This is a genomic window from Pseudoalteromonas sp. SWN29, assembly GCF_015864465.1.
Taxonomy (GTDB): domain Bacteria; phylum Pseudomonadota; class Gammaproteobacteria; order Enterobacterales; family Alteromonadaceae; genus Pseudoalteromonas.
Window position 1 is genome coordinate 21,890 of record NZ_JADYXE010000003.1, and the last position, 19,354, is coordinate 41,243.

Below are 19,354 nucleotides of genomic sequence, written 5' to 3' on the forward strand. Positions count from 1 at the left end.
GAGCTATGGGATATCAATCAACACAAAACTTAAATGTGATTGTTGAGAAGCATGCATCACTTGTCAAAAAAGTGGCATGTCATCTAATTGCTCGATTACCACCTAGCGTTCAACTTGATGATTTAATTCAATCAGGAATGATAGGTTTAATAGAAGCTTCAAAAAACTTTGATGCAACAAAGGGCGCAAGCTTTGAAACCTTTGCAGGTATTCGTATTCGCGGTGCCATGCTTGATGAAATGCGCCGTGGTGATTGGGCTCCTCGCTCAGTACACCGCAAAAGCCGACAAGTTGCAGAAGCAATTACTGGGCTCGAAAGTAGTCTTAATCGCGAACCAACAGATACAGAAGTTGCTGAAAAACTTGAAATTTCACTCAATGAGTACCATCATATTTTAAATGATGTGAATGCGAGTAAAATATTAGGTATAGAAGACCTTGGTGTTGATGAGGATGTTATTACTCCCGTAGGCCAAGATTTAGCGCAAGATAAACCTTTTAATAATGTTAAAAATGATCGGTTTAATGAGTCTTTGCTAAGTGCAATTAAGTCATTACCAGAGCGTGATGCAATGGTGCTTTCTTTGTACTATAACGATGAAATGAATTTAAAAGAAATAGGACATATACTCGATGTAAGTGAGTCGCGTGTAAGTCAGATACATGGTCAGGCGATGATTAAGCTTAAAGCTAAAATCAATGACTGGATAAATTAGTAGTAAGTAAACAAAGGTTAATACCTCACTGGGGGATGTTTTGGATAAAAACATGAAAATTCTTGTAGTTGATGATTTTTCAACGATGAGACGTATTATAAAAAACCTGTTACGTGATTTAGGTTTCACTAACGTTCAAGAAGCTGATGACGGGTCTACAGCTTTGCCTATGTTGCAAAATCAAGTGTTTGATTTTGTAGTTACTGATTGGAATATGCCTGGAATGCAAGGTATTGACCTTTTAAGAGCAATTCGTGCAGATGATAAGTTAAAGCATATCCCTGTATTAATGGTAACGGCAGAAGCTAAAAAAGAACAAATAATAGCTGCAGCGCAAGCTGGCGTTAATGGTTATATTGTTAAGCCTTTTACGGCTGGAACATTAAAAACTAAGTTAGAAAAAGTATTTGAACGCTTAGGCTAATGATGGGGGAGAGGCTTATGCCAGCACTAGCTGCGCCTCAAATAACGTTAGAACAAGCTCGTCAGCTCGTTGTTTTTTTAGAAAATGATGAGCAAGATAAAGCAAATCAGTTGATTTTAGAGACTGCCTCGCAAGAGCAGTCTGAATTATTTGCTGAAGTTGGAAAGTTGACCCGTCAATTGCACGAAGCCCTTAAAAGTTTTGAGCTTGACACTCGCTTAACTAACATAACGACTGATGCTATTCCAGATGCTAAAAAGCGGCTTAATTATGTTATAGAAATGACAGAAAATGCGGCTAACAAAACAATGGATGCAGTGGAGGCTAGTCTTCCTATAGCCCAGCAATTAGCAGATGAAATATCTCATATCAAACCGACATGGGATCGTTTAATGAGCCGCGAAATTGAGCTTGGTGAGTTTAAACAACTTTGTCACAGTATCGATAAGTTTATGAATAACTCTCATCATAAAACAGATGAGCTTCAAAGCTTGATGACAAATGTACTAATGGCTCAAGACTATCAAGACTTAACAGGCCAAGTTATTCGCCGTGTTATAGAACTTGTTAGGGAAGTAGAAGAAAGCTTACTTCATCTTTTAACAGCGTTTGCTGAGCAAGATGACAGTGACAGCACCGTGAATAAAGTAGAACAACAAAAAATAAAAGAACCAGTTGCCACACAAACTTTAGCAGGTCCTGAAGGCCCTATTATTGATAAAGAATCACGTAATGATGTTGTATCTGATCAAGATGAAGTCGATGATCTTTTATCAAGTTTGGGCTTCTAAGAGGAGAGTAACTGCATGTTTGAAGTCGATGAAGATATTTTACAAGACTTTCTCGTAGAGGCAGGAGAAATCCTAGAGCTTTTATCTGAACAGTTGGTTGAACTGGAAAATAATCCAGAAGATACAGAGTTACTAAACGCTATATTTAGAGGCTTTCACACTGTAAAAGGTGGTGCAGGCTTTTTAGCTATGACAGAACTTGTTGATGCTTGTCATGGTGCTGAAAACGTATTTGATTTATTACGTCAAGGCGTGCGGACGGTCAATTCAGAGTTAATGGATGTTATTTTACAAGCGCTCGACACCATTAATGAAATGTTCGCGACTATCCAAAATAGGGATAAGCCAGAACCTGCAGATCCTGAATTACTTCATACTCTTCATATTTTAGGTCTACCTCCAACAGAAGATGAGCTTAACGGTGTATCTTCGAACAATGAAGTTGAACAACCTCAAAACGAAGTAGTTGATACGCCAATAGTTGATGACGAAGATCCGTTTGCGTTTGATGAACTATTTAGCGGAACGCCTTCGGTTAGCGATGCCGAAATTGATGAAATAACTGAAGACGAATTTGAAAACTTACTGGATGAACTACACGGTAAAGGACAAGGTCCTGCAATTGAGAAGCCAGTAGCAAGCAGCAATGATTTTAATGGTGACATTACTGATGATGAATTTGATAGCTTATTAGATGAGTTACATGGTGTCGGCAGTTTTGGTGATGTTGCTAGTAAAGCACCTGTAGAACCAGCAAAACCAGTCTCAAACACGGTTAATTCATCAGATGATGAAATTAGTGATGACGAGTTTGAAGCACTCCTTGATGAACTTCATGGTAAAGGCACTGCACCTAAATCAATAGAAAGCACGCCTGCTGTGAAACAGCCTAATACACCTGCTGTGAAACAGCCTAATACACCTGCTGCACCAGTTACTAAAGCTAGTGTGCCTGTAAAAAAACCAGAGCCTGCGAAAGCACCTGTTTCTAAACCGGTAGAAAAGCCTGTTGTGAAAGCAGCGCCCGCAGCGGCAAAAAAATCAGCGCCGCCAGCAGCAGAAACTACCGTTCGTGTAGATACAAAACGACTTGACCAAATTATGAATATGGTTGGTGAGTTAGTGCTTGTGCGAAACCGCTTGGTGAGTTTAGCGACTAATTCAGACAGTGAAGCGATGGGTAAAGCTATCTCTAACTTAGATGTAGTGACTGCTGATATTCAAGGTGCAGTAATGCAAACCCGAATGCAGCCAATCAAGAAAGTATTTGGTCGATTCCCTCGCGTTGTTCGCGATTTAGCGCGCAGTTTAAACAAAGACATTGACTTAAAGCTTGTAGGTGAAGAAACCGATTTAGATAAAAACTTGGTGGAAGCACTTGCCGATCCGCTTGTGCATTTAGTTCGAAACTCAGTTGACCATGGTATTGAAATGCCCGCTGTTCGTGAGGCAGCAGGTAAGTCTAGAACAGGTAATGTTACTTTATCAGCGTCCCAAGAAGGCGATCATATTTTGCTAACCATTAAAGATGATGGCGCTGGTATGGATGCTGAAAAGCTGAAAAAAATAGCAATTAGTAAAGGCGTGCTCGATCATGACCAAGCGAGTCGACTTTCTGACACCGAAGCGTATAACTTGATTTTTGCACCCGGCTTTTCTACAAAAGAAGAGATATCTGATATTTCAGGTCGTGGTGTAGGAATGGACGTGGTGAAAACTAAAATCACCCAATTAAACGGTTCAGTAAGTATTCAATCTGAGTTAGGCGTAGGTACTATTTTAGAAATAAAAGTACCACTTACCTTGGCTATATTACCGACCTTAATGGTGATTGTTGGCTCACAAACATTTGCGTTACCACTTGCCGGTGTGAGTGAAATATTCAACTTAGATTTAACTAAGACAAATGTAGTTGATGGGCAATTAACAATTATTGTGCGTAAAAAGGCAATACCGTTATTTTATCTTGAGCACTGGTTAGTAAAAGGCTCAGATCGTTCTCAGCGAAAAGCAAAAGGCCACGTAGTTATTGTCCAAATTGGTACGCAGCAAATAGGTTTTGTTGTTGACTCGCTAATTGGTCAAGAAGAAGTTGTCATTAAACCACTTGATGCATTACTACAAGGCACGCCAGGTATGGCAGGAGCTACAATTACTTCGGATGGTGGCATTGCACTGATTTTAGACGTTCCAAACATGTTAAAACATTACGCAGGCTGATAATAAAGTAGGTATATATTAAATATATACCTACGCATAAATTTAATAAGAGAGCTAAATGGCCGTTAAAGTTTTAGTTGTTGATGATTCAAGCTTTTTTCGCCGCAGGGTAAGCGAAATTCTTGAGCAAGATAGCGACATACACGTTATAGGTTTTGCTGTGAATGGCAGAGAAGCTGTTGAAAAAGCAGCTCAACTACGTCCTGATATGATTACTATGGATGTCGAAATGCCTGTGCTCGACGGTATTAGCGCAGTTAAAGAGATTATGGCGAGTAATCCAACGCCTATTTTGATGTTTTCATCACTCACGCGTGATGGCGCAACTGCAACATTTGATGCGCTAGATGCAGGAGCAATGGATTTTTTACCGAAAAAGTTTGAAGACATTGCACGCAATAACGAAGACGCAATAAAGCTTTTACAAAGTAAAGTGAAAGATATAGGGCGAAGACGTTTACCGCGAACATTTAGAGTTCCAACACCGCCTAAGTCAGTAATTCCAACTAAACCAACAACAAGTTCACTTTCGCAAAGAACAAGCACATTAACGCCTTCCATAAAACAGCCTGATAGAAGCTTTCAAAGAGCAGCCCCTGCAACATCGTCAGGTTTAAATGTTGCCTCAATGCGAGCAAGTACAAAGCAATACCAGCTTGTTGCTATTGGTACGTCTACAGGTGGGCCTGTTGCACTGCAAACTATACTGACTCAATTGCCAGCTAATTTTCCTCACCCTATTTTACTTATTCAGCATATGCCAGCTGCATTTACACCTGCATTCGCAGCGCGCTTAAATGGTCTGTGCCAAATAAAAGTTAAAGAAGCACAGCAAGGTGACCGCTTACAACCTGGAACTGCTTATTTAGCGCCAGGTGGACAGCAGATGATGGTAGAAGGGCGTGGCGCAAATAGAACTCTGCGCGTATTTGAAGATCATAGCGAGAGAATAAGCTATAAACCGAGCGTAGACGTTACTTTTGCAAGTGCAGCCAAAACGTATCAAGGTGATGTACTGGCTATTGTTTTAACAGGAATGGGCGCTGATGGACGTGACGGTGCCAGAATGTTAAAACAAACGGGTGCTACTATTTGGGCGCAGGATGAGAAAAGCTGTGTTGTTTATGGTATGCCTCAAGCCATTGCTAATGCAGGGCTTTCAAGTGAAAGCTTAGCACTGAGCGATGTTGCGGCGCGCATAAAGAGAGAGGTGGGCTGTGGATAAACTCTCAATATTTGGACTATTTGTAGCGCTAGGTGCAATAAGTTTAGGGTATTCTTTAGAAGGAGGCGTTGTTTCTGCTTTATTTAATGGCCCTGCGCTTATTATTGTATTAGGCGGCACGCTTGGCGCAGTTATGTTGCAAACATCAGCAAGTACCTTTAAAAAAATGCTAAATATGAGCTCGTGGGTTTTTGTTGCGCCGCAATACGATATTGAAGACGCAATAGAGCAAGTTAAGCGGTGGTCTCATAAGGCACGTCAAGAAGGTTACTTAGCGCTTGAAAACGAAGCGCTGGCTCACCCAGATGCCTATGCAGCAAAAGGTTTAAGCTTGCTTGTAGATGGCTGCTCAGAGCAAAAACTTCGTGACACACTGGAAATTGACTTGCTGCTAGAACGTGATCGTTTACTTGAAGCTGCGCGTGTTTATGAAGCAATGGGAGGCTACAGTCCCACCATTGGGATTTTAGGCGCCGTGCTTGGTTTAATACAGGCAATGTCGTTTATTACTGACCCGCAAATGCTTGGTGCAGGCGTTGCAACGGCATTTATTGCGACCATTTATGGTGTTGGTTTAGCTAATTTATTGTTTTTACCTATGGCAAATAAGTTAAAGCAGCGTGTAGAGCAAAAAATGCTTTACCATGAAATGTTTGCTGAAGGTATTATCGCAATAAGCGTTGGCGAAAGCCCAGTAAATATAGAATTAAAGCTTGAAGCCTACCGTGTAGAGCGTCCTAATTTAGTGGACGAATAACATGCTACGCCGACGACTTCGTCATTCTGCTCCTAAAAGCCAACATACAGAACGTTGGCTTGTATCGTATGCCGATTACATGACCATTATGTTTGCCTTTTTTGTAGTGCTGTATGCAATAGCAATTAATAAAGAAGAGCAATTTCAAATATTGTCAGACTCCCTCGAACATGTTTTTGATAAATCTGCCCGCCAGCACTCCCAGCAAGGTGAGGGCGTCAATGGTAATGGAATATTGACTGATAGAGTGACACCTGAACAAGAAGTTCTTTACGGCGAAAGTATTTTAAAAGAAGAACAAGGCCCAGAGCTACTCGACGGTCAAAGTGATACAAGTAACATACAACAAAAATATCTAGGAAAGCCTCTCGACAGCTTACTAACTAAATTACAGTCAGCGCTTATTGATGAAATTCGCGATGGAGAAGCTAGTTTAGAGCTTAACCAAGATTGGCTGATTATAGAGCTAAGCTCAGGCATGCTATTTTCAAGTGGTAGCTCAGTGGCACATTCTAGGGCAAAGCAAGTTGTCAAAATTGTTAAAGATATTATTGCTCCAGTAGATAACTATGTAAGAGTTCGTGGCTATACTGATGATGAAAGTATTCGTAATGAAATATTTCGCTCAAATTGGGAGCTCTCTGTAGCTAGAGCCACGTCTATTTTGGTAGAACTTGAAGCATTAGGTATTAATTCTGCCAGAATGGCGATAGAAGGTTATGGCCAATACTCACCTTTTGCAAGTAACGACACAGAGCAAGGGCGAGCAGAGAATCGTAAAGTTGTTATCGCACTTTCTAAGTATGGGCTACCGCCAAAAAAAGATATTGAAAGTGATGAGCAATCTGATGAACCTTTAGTAGCCGAGCCTGAAATTGAATTACCTTCAGATGACGATACAATAAAAATAATTCGTTTGCCCCATGGTGGTATTCGCATAACAACGCGCAATGAACAGTAATTAGGATGTAATGTGAAGATTTGGACTGTCGCTAATCAAAAGGGGGGAGTTGGTAAAACAACGACCGCAGTGAGCCTTGCTGGTATTTTGGCCTTGCAAGGTAAGCGTGTGTTGCTTATAGATACAGACCCCCATGCATCACTCACTTATTACTTTGGCATTGACTCAGAAGATTTAGAAGTCAGTGTGTACGATATTTTTGCACGTGGAACAAGCATGCAAAGTGAAGAAATACTTCAAGCTTTATGCCCATCAACACTTGATAATCTAGATATTTTACCCGCAACAATGGCGATAGCCACGCTTGACAGAAGTATGGGTAATAAAACAGGCATGGGGTTAATACTAAAAAAAGCGCTTGCAAAAATAAGCGAACATTATGATTATGCCATTTTAGATTGCCCTCCGGTTTTAGGAGTGTTGATGGTGAATGCGCTTGCAGCAAGCGAGCGGATTTTAGTGCCAGTGCAAACGGAATTTTTAGCACTTAAAGGCCTTGATAGAATGATGCGTACCATGGAATTAATGCAAACCTCTCAAGCGAAAGATTATCAATATACTATAATTCCTACTATGTACGACAAACGAACTAAAGCATCGTTAGAAGCATATAAAACGCTGCAAAATACATACGGTGATAAAGTTTGGCCTGGTGTAATACCGGTGGATACCAAATTTAGAGATGCAAGCTTTGCACAAAAAGTGCCTGTAGAGTATTGTCCTCGCTCGCGTGGTGTGTACGCATATAAAGCACTACTAGAATATTTAATTGAACAAGGTTAATGAATGAGTAAGCAGTTGTTTGCTAATGAAAAAGTAATGAAACAATACTTAGGGGCTTTGTTATGTGAAGACGAGCCTGTAGATGACCTTGAGCCAGTTGCAAAATTACTTGAGAAAATTCCAGACGATTCACAGCAAGAGCGCATTCATTTAAAACTTAAAGAACAAATTAAAGCGGCAGAAAAAATATTTGATAAAGACTTACTCAATGCTGAAATTGAGCCAATAGTTGAACCAACGTTTGAGGCTGAAGAAGTTAATAAAGCCGCAGATGATGAAGTTACAGATCCTGTAACTACTACAATAGAAAAACCAGAGCCAGAGATTGTAACCAATAGCCAATCTGACTATTTTGATGGTGAGTTTCAGGCGTTATTCTTTGATGTGGCAGGTTTAACCCTTGCAGTACCATTAAAAGCACTCGGCGGTATACATCAATTAGGTGAAGTAAATCATTTGTTTGGTAAGCCAAAGTGGTTTAAAGGGGTTATGCTCAACAGAGAAGAGAAGCTTAATGTTGTTGATACTGCGCGTTGGGTAATGCCAGAAAAGTATGATGATAAATTAGAAGCGTCTTTAAATTATCAATATTTAATTACCTTAGGCGATAGCCAGTGGGGTTTATTGGCTGAAAAGTTGATAAATAATATTACATTGCGTAAAGAAGATGTAAAATGGCGTACAAATAAAAGTAAGCGCCCATGGCTTGCTGGTGTTATAAAAGAAAAAATGTGTGCTTTAATAGACGTAGATAATTTAAATATATTATTAGAGAAAGGCTTAGATAGCCGTCAGTAATAATGACCATTACGGGGTAATAGCATGAATCAAGATAAATTACTGTCAGCTAATAAAAACGCAGATAATAATGATGAAATTTTACAGTGGGTTACGTTTAAGCTAGAAGAAGAAACTTACGGCGTAAATGTAATGCAAGTTCAAGAAATACTGCGTTACACAGAAATAGCCCCTGTACCAGGTGCACCTTCTTATGTGATTGGTATTATTAACTTACGTGGTAACGTTGTAACGGTTATTGATACACGTTCACGTTTTGGTTTGCTACCTGCGGATGCAACTGACAACTCTCGTATCTTAATTATTGAAGCAGAAGAGCAAGTTATTGGTATTTTAGCTGATAGCGTATCTGAAGTGGTTTATTTACGCAGCTCTGAAATCGACAGTGCACCAAATGTTGGTACTGAAGAAAGTGCTAAGTTTATTCAAGGTGTTTGTAACCGCGATAACGAATTACTGATTTTGGTTGATTTAAATAAATTACTCAGTGATGACGAATGGGATGAGTTAAGCGATATATAAGCTTTACCAAATAAATTATGCTGTTACTTAGTATAGCTATATCAGCGTTAGCGGTAGGACTTATATCGCTTGCGCTAATAATTGCATTAAAAAATAAACAAACGAATGAAATTAATGCTGTATCGCAGCAGCTTAAAGATAGCTCAGAGCAAACTCATATTTTGCGAAGTGAAATTTCAGAGCTTAGAACAGGGCTTTTAAGTATTGGTAAGCGAGTGCTTGAGGTTGAGCAACAAAATCAAGATTTAATGCAACAACAAGCAGTGCAAAAGTATGATGATCCTGATGCTAAAATTTACTCTCGTGCTGTAAAAATGGTTGAATTAGGTGCGGACCTAGATGAAGTAATACGCGAATGTGAATTACCTAGAGCAGAAGCCGAATTACTATTTTCATTACATAAACAAAAAGGCGCTTAGCGCCTTTTTAGTTATAAGCGTATAAATAATGTCACGCTTTAATATTTAACTTACCTTGAAAGTCTTGCCAACCTGGTGGAAATTGACCTCTTAATACATACGAAAACGCAATAAGCTCTGCAATTACATAATAAAGCTCTTTAGGGATTTCTTCTCCTAAGCTTAAATGCGATAACGTTTTAGCAAGCGCTGCATCTTCGTGGATCATAATTCCTTTTAGTTTAGCTGCTGCTATTATTTCATCAGCTAATTCACCAAACCCTTTTACACTTACAGTGGGGGTGTTGCCAGCTTCGTATAAAAGCCCAATGGCTGACTTATTAATAGGTGTATCACTCATTACTAAACCTTAATATTAATAATTGCATGAGATTTATAAAATGCCTGATTATTAGCATCGCCTCGCTTTAAGTTTAGCTCTCCAACCTGTAAGCCATGTTTTGCTAGTTTTGATCTTAAATTATCTAAGTGAGGGTGAGCAATAGCGCTTACTTCTTGGCTCGAGGCTAATAGCTGGCAATCAAGTGCTTTATCCATTAGCTCAGCGGTAATTTGTAACTGCCCAATTTGTGCATAATCAAAGTTTAATCTGACAAACCATACATTTTTATCTTCTAATTTATCTGCGCTTGGCTTTTTATATTGCCCCAGCGTAATTTCTGTTTGGGCGGCGTCTGGCGGTAATTTCATTGGTAATAAAAATTGTGCAAGCGGGTTTGTGTCAGGTTGCTGACTTGGTGTTGAAACACTTACTTGGGTAAGTGTATTTTTAACTTGTATGATTTCGCTAGCCAATGCTTGAACTTGAGCCTGCTGCAGTTGCTCAAGTATTTTTGCTCCCGAATTACCCGTTTTAAAAGTAGGTATGAGTACTTGTAAAAGTGCATCTAAGCCAGTTTGGTTATTAAAACTGATAGGTGTTACTGATTGGCTGATAATGGGGGCAGCTAAAATACTCACCGCAACTTGTTCAAGACCTTTAGTAAAGCTACTTTGTAGCCTATCGCCCGTTAATTGAGATGGTTGTAAGGTGGCTAATACTTCACGCTGTATGGTTGCCGGATTAACGTTATTACTTGAGACCATACGGCTAAATGCTTGGTTAATTAGGCGAGTTAAATCGGGCGTTTCTTTTGTCGCTTTATTTGTAATGTCAGTAATTTGACTACTTAAAAGTGGTTTGCTATCAGTCCTTATATTCATAGGGATTGGGGTGTCAGGAAGCTTTAGTAATGTACTTAGCAGTTTTGCTTCTATTGGTTGTAGCATTTGACTACGAGAGGCCATATTAGATAACGGTTCTGCTAATGTCAGCATGTTTTTCATCGTTGGGTTTACTTGACTTTGATTAATATTACTTGATATCGGCGTTTTAGCTGATGTTATTATTGTATTTTGTGGTGACTGCCAAACACCAACAACTCCTTTCATAAGTTGAGTTAATTGCATAAGCGGTGGGAGTTTTGAAAAGTGCTCTGGCAAAATATTGCTTGTATTGCTTGTATTGCTTGTTAGCTGGGTACTTGCACCTTGGGTAATATTAACTCTATTTTTCGGTGATTCACTCAGTAGTATATCAAAAGGCACTTTTTGTAGAGCAGAGGGTATTGATGACGCTGTTAATTCAGATTTATTTGCTGTTGCAAAGGGCTTACTTTCAAAATACTTAACTGCATCATTAATTCGCGTTTTTAAATCACTAAAGCTATTTTGTAGCCACGACTTTATTGGGCTATCAGGTGTAAGCAGTGGGCTTGCTTTAATAGTGGACGCAGAAAAAGGTATTTCAGGGTCCATGCTTTTTTGAGCTAAAAGTAACTCGTTAAACGGTTTAGAAAATGAGTTATTAAGTGTTACTTTTATATAATTAGTATCGGTTTTAATAAATAACTTATCAGCTTGATTTACTAAGTTTACTTTAATAGGGGTGCTGGGTAGTTCACTAACTTGTTGATTAGTAATAGGCGTTGTAAACGAACCTGACTTTTGAGGATGAGTTAAAATAGCCAGTTTTGGTGTTGCTTGTAGTTGCGCACTTGGTAATAAGGCCGCGAGTAAATTAGTAAGTTTAGTTTGGCTAAGTGGTTGCGAGTGAACTGTATCAGCAAAGCGGTTAATAACAGTAAGCTGGGCGCCTTTATTTGTTGTGCTAACAACTACTTTTAAAGGCTGCTCGGTTATAAGTAACTGGGCTACCTCTTTATTTATTGCAATACTCGCGTTGAGTTTATCAATAACTAACTTAGGAGTAGGCGATATAACCACTTGTACATCCATGGGTTGGCTTTGTACCTCAGTGCCTGTGCTTACATAATTTAATAAACGCTGTAATTGCACTGGTTGATTTAAAGTAAGGGTTGTACTGCTTGGCGTGATGTTGAGCTGTTTGCCATCGGGACTGAGTTGTATGTTAGCACTGGCTATTTTTTGTAAATTTTGCGGTGCGCTAGTAGTGCCAAGTCTTAATGTTTGCCAATGCTTATCTATAAATACATCAAGCGTAATCGAGTCCTTCGAAAATTGAATGTTTTTAGCCGCAAGTACCTCATTAGGTAACTGTGGTAACTCATTGGTTTGGCTATTGGTCGATTGATTGATAACCAATGAATTAGATAATGTTATTTGCGTTGGCGTATTCATTATTTTAAATCAAGTTTTCTCTATTTTAAGTGAATCGATTTTAAAGCAATATTCGTATTACCCTATCATTATGGTAGACTAACGCCTAATTTTTGGCAGAGAGAATCTCATCTTGTTACACATTAAGTCCGTCACCTGCATCAAGCAAGATCGTTGTTTGTTTGCGGATCTTAATTTTAGCCTTAATAGCGGTCAAATCATGCAATTAGCGGGTCCTAATGGGGCTGGTAAAACATCGCTATTGCGTATTATCGCAGGCTTCTCTGTGCCTGACGAAGGGGCTGTTTTATTTCAAGAACAGCCTATATCTAAGTACTATGAAGAGTATGCCAGAGAACTGCTATTTATAGGTCATAAAACCGGTGTAAATACTCAGCTTAGTGCTGTTGAAAATGTTCGCCACTGGTTACAAATTAATGGCTACATAAACGAGCCAGACTTATACCCTATTTTAGCGCAACTTGGCCTTGTTGGACTTGAAGATGTGCCTGTTAGAATGTTATCTGCGGGGCAACAACGACGTGTTGCTTTAGTCAGGCTTTGGTTAAGTGATGCAAAGCTATGGGTACTTGATGAGCCTTTTACTGCGCTTGATAAAAGCGGTGTTGCTTTTTTACAGCAACGATTTACCGAACACTTACAAAGTGGTGGCGCTATTTTATTAACGACCCACCAAGATTTAACGACCCATTTTAGTAACTTACAAACAGTTACATTGGAGTATCGCCACTAATGACTCGTCAACACTCTTATTGGTTGTTATTTAGTGCGGTATTTACCAAAGATGTAAAGCTTGCGTTTCGCCAGCGCGCCGAAATTGTAAATCCTATTTTGTTCTTCTTAATTGTAATTTCATTATTTCCGTTAGCAATCGGGCCTGAGCCTGGTTTACTAGCGAGAATGGCACCGGGAATTATTTGGGTTGCCGCATTACTTTCTACCATGCTGGGCTTAGATAAGCTGTTTAGAGATGATTTTAACGATGGCTCATTAGAACAATTAATTGCATCTTCTTATCCGTTATCGTTAACGGTACTTGCTAAAGTGGCTGCTCATTGGGTAGTAACAGGGTTACCGCTTGTGTTAATGACGCCACTATTTGCATTGTTGTTAAACCTAGAAAGTACGGCGTTAACAGCAACCGTGTTAACATTATTATTAGGCACACCACTATTGAGCTTTATTGGCGCAATTGGCGCTGGGCTTACTGTGGGATTACAAAAAGGGGGTATTTTGATGAGTTTACTCGTACTGCCTTTGTACATTCCTGTTTTGATTTTTGCAACGTCAGCTATCGATACCAGTACTATGTCACTGGATTATAGCGGGCAGCTTGCCATCCTTGGTGCAATGTTACTTATTGCTATTATTAGCGCACCAATTGCCATATCGTCAGCTTTAAAAGTGAGTGTAAGTTAATGTGGAAATGGTTACATCCCTATGCTAAAGCAGAGCGTGCATACCAGTTATGCAATACGTTACTGCCTTATTTTGCCGTAGTTACCGTAGTTAGTATGATTGTTGGATGGGTGTGGGGGCTTGGTTTTGCACCTGCCGATTACCAACAAAAAGATAGCTACCGTATCATTTTTATTCATGTTCCTTCTGCTATTTTATCTATGGGTGCTTACTCCTCAATGGCAATTGCCGCCATTGTTGCACTTGTATGGCAACTACGAAATGCTGAACTTGCCGTTATTGCAATTGCGCCTGTTGGTGCATGTATTACAGCTATTGCACTTATTACTGGCGCTGCATGGGGTAAACCTATGTGGGGTGCTTGGTGGGTGTGGGATGCACGTTTAACATCTGAGCTTATTTTATTATTTTTATATCTTGGCGTACTTTCACTTTACCATGCGTTTGAAGATAAAAAGTCAGCAGGGCGTGCGGCTTCTATTTTAGCGATTGTGGGTGTAATTAACTTACCTATTATTCATTACTCAGTTGAGTGGTGGAATACGCTACACCAAGGCGCAAGCATTACAAAGCTAGACACCAAAGCAATTGACCCAAGTATGTTTTGGCCTCTTATGGTTAATATTTTAGCCTTTGCTGCTTTTGTAGGAACAGTGACTTTAATTCGTCTTAAAAATGAAATTTTACAACGAGAAAAGCATCGACCGTGGGTGCGTTTGTTGTTAAATAAGGGGTAATTATGCAGTTTGACTCTTTTTCTGATTTTATTGCAATGGGAGGCTACGGGTTTTATGTATGGCTTTCTTTTGGTACATGCGTACTTATTTTACTCGGTATTTTAGTGAACTCTTTGAGAGATACTAAACGTATTATGGCTTCAGTAGAGCAACAAATAATACGTGAAGCGCGAATTAAAAAAGCTAAACAGGAACAAGTATCATGAATCCTAGACGTAAAAAGCGCCTATTGGTAATTATTGCCGTACTGTTTGGTATTGGTGGATCAATTGGTTTAGTGCTTTATGCACTCCAAGAAAACATAAATCTTTTTTATACGCCAAGCGAGCTTATCGATGGCAAAGGTCCTAATAAAGAAAAACCATTCATTGGGCAAAAGCTACGTATTGGTGGCATGGTTGTACCTGGCACGGTTGAACGTAATGAAGAGAGTTTGCAAGTAAGCTTTAAGCTAATTGATACTGGTCCATTAGTGACCGTGCGCTATCAAGGTATATTGCCTGATTTATTTCGTGAGGGGCAAGGCATTGTAGCTCAGGGCGTATTAATCGAACCTAATGTAATAGAAGCGTTTGAAGTTCTAGCTAAGCATGACGAAGAATACATGCCAGCAGAAGTTGCTGAGGCAGTTAAAGGTATTAAGCACGAAAAACCAAAATACAACTTAGATAGTGGTAATTAGCTATGATCCCAGAAATTGGTTATTTTTCTTTAACGCTTGCCATGGTGCTAAGCGTTTTACTGTGTATTTTTCCTCTTTGGGGCGCGCATACCGGTAATCTTCGATTAATGCGTGCAGCTCCCTCTTTAGCAATTGGGCAATTCGCTTTTGTTTTAATCTCTTTTGCAGCACTTATTTTCGCCAGTGTAACGGATGATTTTACCGTATCGTATGTGGCATATCATTCAAGTAGTACACTGCCTTGGTATTATAAAATCACCTCTACATGGGGCGGCCATGAAGGCGCTATTTTACTGTGGCTAGTAATGCAAGCTGGTTGGACTGCAGTTGTCGCTGCGCGTTCTAAATCATTACCTTGGGTGCTACGTGCTCGCGTATTGGGCGTACTTGGTTTTTTAGGTGTAGGTTTTATGATGTACACCTTACTACTTTCAAGCCCGTTTGAGCGCCTACTTCCTTATTTCCCTGTTGAAGGGCGTGATTTAAATCCGTTACTTCAAGATCCGGGCATGATTATTCACCCGCCATTACTTTACATGGGTTATGTAGGGCTATCGGTTGCTTTTTCTTTTGCTATTGCTGCGCTATTAACTGGCAAGCTTGATAACACATGGGCTAAATGGTCTCGCCCGTGGACAATGACTGCGTGGGGCTTTTTAACACTAGGTATTACAATTGGTAGCTGGTGGGCATACTCAGAACTTGGCTGGGGTGGCTGGTGGTTTTGGGATCCAGTCGAAAACGCATCATTAATGCCATGGCTTGTTACAACCGCATTACTGCACTCGTTAAGCGTAACCGAAAAACGCGGTGTATTTAAATCATGGACCGTATTACTTGCTATCGCAGCATTTTCATTAAGCTTGTTAGGCACCTTTATTGTGCGTTCAGGTATTATTGTATCGGTGCATGCTTTTGCTACAGACCCTGATCGTGGTTTATTTATACTCGCCTTTTTAGGCATAGTTGTAGGTGGTGGCTTAGCGCTCTATGCACTGCGTGTATCGCAAGTACACAGCGAAGGCCGATACAAACTTGTATCACGCGAAGTGGCATTATGGCTCAATAATATATTTTTAGTGGTTGCTACATTAATTGTATTGCTGGGTACGTTATTACCTATGGTTCATAAAGAAATGGGCTTGGGCAGTATTTCTATTGGTGAACCGTTTTTTAATAAGATGTTTGCAATAATTTTAGTCCCGTTTGCTATTTTGATGGGAATAGGACCATTTTTACGCTGGAAGCAAAATAAATGGGCCTTTTTACAAAACAAAATATTAATGGGCGTATTAGCCAGTGTAGTGATTACCTGTGCTTGGTTGTTCTCAAGTTACGATTTAGTAAAACCACTTACGCTACTAGCCACCACGCTGGCAGTTTGGGTTGCGATATCAACAGTGATTGATATTTACACTAAAGCGGCTGTGCACGGTACCTTAAAAGAAGGCTTAAAACGTTTAGGTGTAAGCTACTGGGCAATGGTACTTGGACATATTGGTATTTCGTTTGTTATTGCAGGTGTAACACTTACATCTGCTTATTCAGTAGAGCGTGACGTATCGATGAAGCAAGGCGATACCGTTCAACTTAACGAATATGAATACCGTTTTGATGGTGTTAAAACGATTCGCGGACCAAACTACAGCGGCCATGCGGGTGTTGTATCTGTGCTTAAAAATAATGAGCTCGTAATACGCTTACACGCCGAAAAACGTAAGTACGACATTGGTATGCAGTTTATGACTGAAGCGGCAATAGACGCCGGTTTTACACGTGATTTATACTTAGCATTAGGTGAGCAGTTAAGCCAAGGTGCGTGGTCACTTAGAATTTATCATAAACCGTTTGTTCGTTGGATGTGGATTGGTGGTGTGCTTATTTCGCTTGCTGGATTTATGATTTTATTTGATAAACGCTATCGTACATCAGCTAAAACAGCGCGTAAGGCTGCATCGGAGAGTGTTTTATGAACCGTAAAATTTTAGCTATTGCGCCGCTTTTAGTGTTTGCTTTCGTATGTGTATTTTTATACCAAGGACTGTTTGCTAATCCTCGTGAAATTCAAACGGGACGATTAGGCCAAGAAATGCCATCATTTAATCTACCCGATTTAATGCAAGACAATAAGCCGTGGACTAACGAGTCGTTAAAAGGTGAGGTTTACTTACTAAATGTATGGGGCACTTGGTGCCCAACATGTTTAGTTGAGCTTGGCTACTTAACTAAGTTACGTGAGCAAGGCGTTAAAATTATTGGGCTTTATTACGTACAAGGCTACGATGCTGACTTTGATGGCCCTTTTAATATGCAATCACTTCGCACAGAAGTGAGCGATATGCTGCAACGTGCTGGCGACCCATACCAATTTAACATTCTAGATTTACACCGTACTTTGTCATTGGACTTAGGTGTGTCGGGTGCCCCTGAAACATTTTTAGTCGATAAAAACGGCACTATTTTGTTGCATCACACGGGTGATATAAACCCGCGAGTATGGCGCGCTAAATTTGCGCCAATAATGCAGGAGCTTAAATAATGAAGTGGTTATTACTTACTCTTAGCCTTTTTGCAAGCATGGGTGCGTTTGCAGAGCAAGATCGCTATCAATTTGATAGTAATAAACAAGCAATATTGTTTGAAGAGCTGACTAAAGAGCTACGTTGCCCTAAATGTCAAAATCAAAACATTGCAGATTCAGATGCTGTTGTTGCCAAAGACCTGCGCGATAAAGTACTCGTGTTAGTTAAAGAAGGTAAGAGCAAAGACGAAGTGATTGATTACATGATCGACCGCTTTGGCTATTTTGTTCATTACGATCCACCGGTTACACCAGCGACTTTAGTACTGTGGGTATTACCTGTATTAATTGTCATAGTCGGCTTTGGTTTTATTGTTATTCGTCAGCGAAAAGCATCAGTAAAACAAACGTGGAGCAGCGACGACGAAATGCTGTTAGCTAAGCTAATTGAACAAAATAAACGTCAGGAGCAAAGTTAAATGATTTTAATGTGGGCGTGTTTTGTTTTACTCACACTGATTGCTCTTGGGTTTGTGATGTTACCTTTTTTAAAAAAAGAGCGTGTACAAACAATTACTCATAATGCCAATGCTGAGCTAATTAGCATATATGAGCAGCGTTTAGTTGATTTGCAAACTGATTTAGATAATCAACGTATTGATAGCGTAAATCATGCAGAATCAATCGTTGAATTAAAACGCCGTTTATTGAACGAGCTATCACCAGAGAAATCACTAAACAGCAAAGGTAATAATCGTATTTTTGCTTTAACGGGTGGCGCGTTTGTTCTGGCACTCACCGGTGTTTTTTATGGTCTAACGGGTAGCCAGCAACAAATATCAGCTTGGCATGATGCAATGGATAATTTAGCTGATTACGGCGAGCGCGCTGTAATGCAAACAGGCGAACCACTTAGCCAAAATGAGCTGCAGGCTTTTGCATTGGCGCTTCGTACAAAGCTTAGCCGCTCTGGCGATGATGAAGTTGCTTGGATGCTACTTGGTCGAGTTGCTATGTCACTAAACGAGTTTGATATGGCGCAGCAGTCATTTGATAAAGCACTGCGTATGAACCCTGATAATATGCAGGTACTTATTAGTTACAGCCAAGTTTTATTACTTGAAGGCAGTGAAGCTAATATGACCCGTGCGGCAGGTATGCTTTCAAAAGTACTAAAAGTTGAGCCTACAAATTTAGATGCTATTTCGTTACTCGCATTGATAGCTTATGAACGTAAGGATTGGCCGCAAGCCAAAGCCGCTTTTGAGGTTTTATTAGCGAGTATGGAAAAAAATGATTCTCGATATAGCATGATCTCTGAGCGTATTAGTGATATAGAACAGAAAATGCAAAGTAAAGGCTCTGTTATACCTGCTACTATCAGTAACAACAGCACGATTGCTGTTACCGTAGATATTGCAAAAGAGCTTATTGATAAACAACCAAAAGACGGCATTTTGTTTATATTTGCAAAAGCAGCAACGGGTTCGCCAATGCCGCTAGCTGCTGTTAAACTCGCTAAATATTCATTTCCAATTACTATTGAGCTAAGTGATAGTAGTGCGATGGTTGCAGGGCTTAACTTATCTAGTGCAGAAAATATTATTATTTCGGCGCGTATTTCTATAGATGATTCGGTTATGCCAAGTTCTGGTGAGCTAGAAGGGCATTCACAGTCGTTAAAGCGTGAAAGTGTAAGTGACTACCAACTTCAAATTGATACATTAATACCTTAAGGA

General features: G+C 39.8%; 22 protein-coding genes. 20 read left to right on the forward strand and 2 right to left on the reverse strand.

Annotation, left to right across the window (positions count from 1 at the left end):
• The first annotated feature begins 5 nt into the window (after positions 1–5).
• Genes I6F53_RS01525 through I6F53_RS01575 form a run of 11 tightly spaced genes read left to right on the forward strand, consistent with a single transcriptional unit; the run spans position 6 to position 9,616 of the window.
• A complete protein-coding gene (locus I6F53_RS01525; RefSeq protein WP_033012732.1) occupies positions 6–716 on the forward strand; it encodes an RNA polymerase sigma factor FliA in 711 nt (236 codons plus the stop codon).
• A 40-nt stretch (positions 717–756) separates the two neighbouring features.
• On the forward strand, positions 757–1,140 hold the full coding sequence (gene cheY / locus I6F53_RS01530) for a chemotaxis response regulator CheY (protein ID WP_008132609.1): 384 nt from the start codon (positions 757–759) through the stop codon (positions 1,138–1,140).
• Positions 1,141–1,157: 17 nt separating this feature from the next.
• A complete protein-coding gene (locus tag I6F53_RS01535; protein ID WP_166420997.1) occupies positions 1,158–1,931 on the forward strand; it encodes a protein phosphatase CheZ in 774 nt (257 codons plus the stop codon).
• 15 nt (positions 1,932–1,946) lie between these two features.
• Positions 1,947–4,151, forward strand: coding sequence for a chemotaxis protein CheA (locus I6F53_RS01540; protein WP_197238260.1), 2,205 nt, complete (start codon positions 1,947–1,949; stop codon positions 4,149–4,151).
• A 58-nt stretch (positions 4,152–4,209) separates the two neighbouring features.
• Positions 4,210–5,376 (forward strand): protein-glutamate methylesterase/protein-glutamine glutaminase, encoded by a 1,167-nt coding sequence (locus tag I6F53_RS01545; protein ID WP_197238261.1) that lies wholly within the window; start codon positions 4,210–4,212, stop codon positions 5,374–5,376.
• A complete protein-coding gene (locus I6F53_RS01550; protein WP_197238262.1) occupies positions 5,369–6,133 on the forward strand; it encodes a flagellar motor protein in 765 nt (254 codons plus the stop codon). The genes I6F53_RS01545 and I6F53_RS01550 overlap by 8 nt, the downstream gene beginning before the upstream one ends.
• A 1-nt stretch (position 6,134) precedes the next feature.
• On the forward strand, positions 6,135–7,094 hold the full coding sequence (locus I6F53_RS01555; RefSeq protein ID WP_197238263.1) for a flagellar motor protein MotB: 960 nt from the start codon (positions 6,135–6,137) through the stop codon (positions 7,092–7,094).
• A 12-nt stretch (positions 7,095–7,106) separates the two neighbouring features.
• Positions 7,107–7,877, forward strand: a complete 771-nt coding sequence (locus I6F53_RS01560) for a ParA family protein (RefSeq protein ID WP_166421002.1) — start codon at positions 7,107–7,109, stop codon at positions 7,875–7,877.
• Positions 7,878–7,880: 3 nt separating this feature from the next.
• Positions 7,881–8,675, forward strand: a complete 795-nt coding sequence (locus I6F53_RS01565; protein WP_197238264.1) for a chemotaxis protein CheW — start codon at positions 7,881–7,883, stop codon at positions 8,673–8,675.
• Between the two features lie 24 nt (positions 8,676–8,699).
• Positions 8,700–9,197, forward strand: a complete 498-nt coding sequence (locus I6F53_RS01570) for a chemotaxis protein CheW (protein ID WP_166421004.1) — start codon at positions 8,700–8,702, stop codon at positions 9,195–9,197.
• Positions 9,198–9,214: 17 nt separating this feature from the next.
• Entirely contained in the window at positions 9,215–9,616 is a 402-nt protein-coding gene (locus I6F53_RS01575; RefSeq protein WP_197238265.1) for a DUF2802 domain-containing protein, read from the forward strand.
• Between the two features lie 31 nt (positions 9,617–9,647).
• On the opposite strand, the gene I6F53_RS01580 is transcribed toward I6F53_RS01575, so the two are convergent.
• Together I6F53_RS01580 and fliK are read right to left on the reverse strand one after the other, a co-directional pair.
• The gene (locus I6F53_RS01580; protein ID WP_024589934.1) at positions 9,648–9,956 is read right to left on the reverse strand and encodes an EscU/YscU/HrcU family type III secretion system export apparatus switch protein; all 309 of its coding nucleotides are present in this window, start codon (positions 9,954–9,956) and stop codon (positions 9,648–9,650) included.
• A gap of 2 nt (positions 9,957–9,958) precedes the next feature.
• Entirely contained in the window at positions 9,959–12,256 is a 2,298-nt protein-coding gene (gene fliK / locus I6F53_RS01585; RefSeq protein WP_197238266.1) for a flagellar hook-length control protein FliK, read from the reverse strand.
• Between the two features lie 112 nt (positions 12,257–12,368).
• Here fliK and ccmA point away from each other — a divergent pair, with 112 nt between their 5' ends.
• Genes ccmA through ccmI form a run of 9 tightly spaced genes read left to right on the forward strand, consistent with a single transcriptional unit; the run spans position 12,369 to position 19,351 of the window.
• Positions 12,369–12,989 carry a cytochrome c biogenesis heme-transporting ATPase CcmA gene (gene ccmA / locus I6F53_RS01590; protein ID WP_197179263.1) on the forward strand — a complete coding sequence of 207 codons (621 nt, stop codon included), beginning with the start codon at positions 12,369–12,371 and terminating at the stop codon, positions 12,987–12,989.
• On the forward strand, positions 12,989–13,675 hold the full coding sequence (ccmB, locus tag I6F53_RS01595) for a heme exporter protein CcmB (RefSeq protein ID WP_002959286.1): 687 nt from the start codon (positions 12,989–12,991) through the stop codon (positions 13,673–13,675). Before ccmA ends, ccmB begins: the two co-directional genes overlap by 1 nt.
• Entirely contained in the window at positions 13,675–14,412 is a 738-nt protein-coding gene (locus tag I6F53_RS01600) for a heme ABC transporter permease (protein ID WP_024610533.1), read from the forward strand. Before ccmB ends, I6F53_RS01600 begins: the two co-directional genes overlap by 1 nt.
• A 2-nt stretch (positions 14,413–14,414) precedes the next feature.
• A complete protein-coding gene (gene ccmD, locus I6F53_RS01605) occupies positions 14,415–14,618 on the forward strand; it encodes a heme exporter protein CcmD (protein ID WP_197238267.1) in 204 nt (67 codons plus the stop codon).
• On the forward strand, positions 14,615–15,094 hold the full coding sequence (gene ccmE / locus I6F53_RS01610; protein WP_166421009.1) for a cytochrome c maturation protein CcmE: 480 nt from the start codon (positions 14,615–14,617) through the stop codon (positions 15,092–15,094). The genes ccmD and ccmE overlap by 4 nt, the downstream gene beginning before the upstream one ends.
• Before the next feature lie 2 nt (positions 15,095–15,096).
• Positions 15,097–17,067, forward strand: coding sequence for a heme lyase CcmF/NrfE family subunit (locus I6F53_RS01615; protein ID WP_197238268.1), 1,971 nt, complete (start codon positions 15,097–15,099; stop codon positions 17,065–17,067).
• A complete protein-coding gene (locus I6F53_RS01620; RefSeq protein WP_166421011.1) occupies positions 17,064–17,633 on the forward strand; it encodes a redoxin family protein in 570 nt (189 codons plus the stop codon). The genes I6F53_RS01615 and I6F53_RS01620 overlap by 4 nt, the downstream gene beginning before the upstream one ends.
• Positions 17,633–18,094, forward strand: a complete 462-nt coding sequence (locus tag I6F53_RS01625; RefSeq protein WP_166421012.1) for a cytochrome c-type biogenesis protein — start codon at positions 17,633–17,635, stop codon at positions 18,092–18,094. Before I6F53_RS01620 ends, I6F53_RS01625 begins: the two co-directional genes overlap by 1 nt.
• Positions 18,095–19,351, forward strand: a complete 1,257-nt coding sequence (gene ccmI, locus I6F53_RS01630) for a c-type cytochrome biogenesis protein CcmI (protein ID WP_197238269.1) — start codon at positions 18,095–18,097, stop codon at positions 19,349–19,351.
• Positions 19,352–19,354: the final 3 nt, after the last annotated feature.